This is a genomic window from Variovorax sp. 20P10.2.4 (assembly GCF_058244205.1).
Window position 1 is genome coordinate 1 of the sequence record NZ_JBZAYE010000717.1, and the last position, 3,464, is coordinate 3,464.

Below are 3,464 nucleotides of genomic sequence, written 5' to 3' on the forward strand. Positions count from 1 at the left end.
GGTGCTCGATGCCGCCAGCGCCGCGCCCACGGCGCTGGACGCCGACGCGTTGAAGGCCGCGGTCGCGAAGCTCTCTAGCGCGCCGGTCGCGCGCATCGAGGTGCTGACCGCCTACGACAGCCACTACTACACGCGCGAGCCGCACACCATGACCGGCGGCGGCGACAAGCCGCTGCCCATCTGGCGCGTGGTGTTCGCGGACGAGGCCGGCACCTGGGCCCATGTCGATCCGCGCACCGGTGCGCTGCTGAACCGCAGCGACAGCCATCGCCGCGCCAGCCGCTGGCTGTTCGCGATGCTGCACAGCTGGGACTGGCGCCCGCTGCTCGAACGCCGCCCGCTGTGGGACCTGGCGATGGTGCTGCTGAGCCTCGGTGGCGCGGCGCTGAGCCTCACGGGCGTGGTGATCGGCTGGCGCCGGCTGGGCCGCAAGCTGACACCGAAGCCGGCGGCCCGGCGCATTCCCCCATTCACTCCCTCGAAGGAACATCCATGACCCGCGTACTACCGACGACCCGCCGCCGCCTGCTGCTGGGCACAGCCACGCTGCCCCTGTGGGCCGCACTGGCCGCCTGCGGCGAATCCGAGCCGAAGCCGAGCTTCACCGGTACCGACATCACGGGCGCCAACTACGGCCGCGACTTCGCGCTGAGCGATCCCGACGGCAAGCGCCGCACGCTGGCCGACTTCAAGGGCAAGGTGGTGATGATCTTCTTCGGCTTCACCCAGTGCCCCGACATCTGCCCGACCGCGCTGACGCGCGCGGCGGAGGTCAAGCAGCAGCTGGGCGCGGCCGGCGACGACCTGCAGGTGATCTTCGTCACCGTCGACCCGGAGCGCGACACGCCCGAGGTGATGCGCGCCTACACGGCGGCCTTCGACCCGAGTTTCCTCGGGCTGCGCGGCGACCTCGCGCAGACCGAGGCGACGGCGAAGGAGTTCAAGGTGTTCTACGAGAAGGTGCCCACGCGCACCTCGTACACCATGGACCATTCGGCCTTCACCTACCTGATCGACCGCAAGGGCCGCATGCGCGTGGTGATGCGCTATGCGCAGAGCGCGAGCGAATTCACCGCGGACGTGCGCGCGCTGCTGGCGGCGGGCTGAGGGAAAGTCCTCACGCGCGGCGTCGCTCGCGCATAAGTTTTCGCCCGTCGCGCAAAGGACGCGCCGCGCGGCCGTCTATAGACTGCCTCGCATGCAGACCGACCCGACGCCCGCCGTGGCCCCTCCGTTCTTCTCCCCGTCGCGCCGCGAGGGCGAGCTCGTCTTCGTCAGCGGCCAGATGGCCTTCGACGCCCAGTGGCGCATCGAGGGCGACACGGTCGGCGAGCAGACGCGGCGCTGCCTCGGACGCATCGGCGAGATCCTCGCGGCCGAGGGCCTGGGGCTCGCCGATGTCGCGAAGACCACCGTGTGGCTGTCGCGCGTGGAGGACTTCGCCGAATTCAACCGCAGCTATGCCGAATGCTTCGACCCCGCCGCGGGCCCCGCACCCGCGCGCTCTACGGTGCGCGCCGACCTGATGGTGCCGGGCGCGCTGGTCGAGATCGAAGCCATCGCGCATGCACGCCGCGCCCGCCGCGCACCTGGAGCCTGACGCCATGAGCACCGCATCCCCCGCCGCTTCCGAACTGCCCGACCTCGACCTCGAGGCCATCCGCGAGACCGCGCGCGCCAATGCGCAGGGGCTGCTGCGCACGCCGGTCGCGCCGTTGCACGGACCCACGGTCGAGCGCCTGCTCGGTCGCGCCGACGTGCACATGAAGCTCGAGCTGTTCCAGCGCACCGGCACCTTCAAGGCGCGCGGCGCGCTCAACGTGGCGCGCCGACTGTCGAGCGAGCAGAAGGCGCGCGGCATCACCGCGATGAGCGCCGGCAACCACGCGGTGGCCGCGGCCTTCGCGGCGCGCGAGGCCGGCGTCTCCGCGAAGATCGTGGTGCAGGCCTCGGCCAATCCGGCGCGCGTGGCGATGGCGCGCGCCTACGGCGCCGAACTGCTGATCGCGCCCGACGGCGCCACCGGCTTCGCGATGGCCGAGGCGCTGGTGCGCGACGAGGGCCGCACCTTCATCCATCCCTTCGAGGGCGAGGGCACCTCGCTGGGCACCGCCACCGTGGGGCTCGAGTTCGCCGAACAGGTGCCGGGCCTCGACACGGTGCTGGTGGCCGTGGGCGGCGGCGGCCTCGGCAGCGGCGTGGCCACGGCGATCCGCAAGCTGATGCCGGGCTGCCGCGTGATCGGCATCGAGCCCGAGGGCGCCGACGTGATGCGGCGCAGCTTCGAGGCCGGCTCGCCGCAGCGCATGGAGAAGCTCTCGACCATCGCCGACAGCCTGGCGCCGCCGATGACCACGCCGATGGCCTACGGGCTGTGCCGGCGCCACATGGAGCGCATCGTGACCGTGAGCGACGACGAGATCTGCCGCGCGATGGCCGTGATGTTCCGCGATGCCAAGCTGGCGGTGGAACCGGCCGGCGCGACGGCGCTGGCCGCGCTGCTCGGGCCCCTGCGCGAGGAATTGCGCGGGCAGCGCACCGGGTTGATCGTCTGCGGCGCGAACCTCGATGCCGAGACCTACGCGCGCCAGCTCGCGCGCGGCGAGCAGTTGCTCGAGGCCTGAGCGCCGGCTTTTTTTCCTCTTCGTTGCGTTCGTTGTTCCGTGGCCGGTGGGTGCGCGTCGCGCCCGCCAGCCGCTCGTTGCCGTCCGTCCCTTGTCTTTCGGAGAACCCCCGATGAAGCGTCGCGCCTTCCTGCCCCTGCTGCCCGCCGGCGTCATCGCCGCTGCCTTGCCGCCGCTGGCCGCGGCGCAGCCGTCCGCTACGGCCGGCCGCACCATCCGCCTGGTGGTCGGCTATCCCGCGGGCGGCACGGCCGACGCGGTGGCACGCCTCTACGCGGAGGAACTGCAGAAGCGCCTGGGCGCCACCGTGGTGGTGGACAACCGCCCCGGCGCGGGCGGCCAGATCGCGGCCGAGCAGTTCCGTGCACTGCCGCCCGACGGCAGCGCGCTGCTGCTGGGCAACAGCCACATGTTCTCGACCCTGCCGCTGACCTCGCGCTCGGTGAAGTACGACCCGGTGAAGGACTTCGCGCCGGTAGCGCGGCTCGCGACCTTCGAGGTGGCGCTCGCGGTCAGCGCGGCGCAGCCCGCGAAGACGCTGCAGGAGTACCTGGCGCTGGCGCGCGCGAAGCAGGAGGCGCGCAGCTTCGGCGTGCCCGCCGCGGGCAGTTCGCCGCACTTCGTGGGCTACGTGGTCGGCAAGAAGGAGGGCATCGAACTGCTGCCCGTGCCCTACAAGGGCGGCGCGCCGCTGCTGGCCGACCTGATGGGCAACCAGATTCCGGCCGCCGTCGATGCGCTCGGCGGTTTCCTGGGCGCGCACCGCGCCGGCAAGATCCGCATGCTGGCCGTGACCGGCCCGCGCCGCGCGGCCAGCGTGCCCGAGGTGCCGACCCTGTC

The 3,464-nt window shown here is 72.4% G+C and carries 4 protein-coding genes and 1 pseudogene; all 5 read left to right on the forward strand.

The genetic code is table 11. The features are described from left to right. Window positions 1-496: pseudogene (locus AC27VN_RS36220) on the forward strand (PepSY domain-containing protein); the annotation flags it as partial. Further along, window positions 493-1,107 carry an SCO family protein gene (locus tag AC27VN_RS36225; protein WP_490879754.1) on the forward strand — a complete coding sequence of 205 codons (615 nt, stop codon included), beginning with the start codon at window positions 493-495 and terminating at the stop codon, window positions 1,105-1,107. The pseudogene AC27VN_RS36220 and the gene AC27VN_RS36225, both read left to right, overlap by 4 nt. A gap of 91 nt (window positions 1,108-1,198) precedes the next feature. Next, window positions 1,199-1,600, forward strand: coding sequence for a RidA family protein (locus AC27VN_RS36230; RefSeq protein WP_490879755.1), 402 nt, complete (start codon window positions 1,199-1,201; stop codon window positions 1,598-1,600). 4 nt (window positions 1,601-1,604) lie between these two features. Continuing rightward, a complete protein-coding gene (locus AC27VN_RS36235) occupies window positions 1,605-2,624 on the forward strand; it encodes a pyridoxal-phosphate dependent enzyme (protein ID WP_490879756.1) in 1,020 nt (339 codons plus the stop codon). A 112-nt stretch (window positions 2,625-2,736) separates the two neighbouring features. Next, window positions 2,737-3,464: tripartite tricarboxylate transporter substrate-binding protein (locus AC27VN_RS36240; RefSeq protein ID WP_490879757.1), on the forward strand; the 728-nt coding region annotated here is incomplete at its 3' end.

Excerpts from the sequence above, each read along its gene's own strand:
- AC27VN_RS36225 (WP_490879754.1), top strand. The coding sequence starts at position 493 with ATGACCCGCGTACTACCGACGACCCGCCGCCGCCTGCTGCTGGGCACA.
- AC27VN_RS36235 (WP_490879756.1), top strand. The coding sequence starts at position 1,605 with ATGAGCACCGCATCCCCCGCCGCTTCCGAACTGCCCGACCTCGACCTC.
- AC27VN_RS36230 (WP_490879755.1), top strand. The coding sequence starts at position 1,199 with ATGCAGACCGACCCGACGCCCGCCGTGGCCCCTCCGTTCTTCTCCCCG.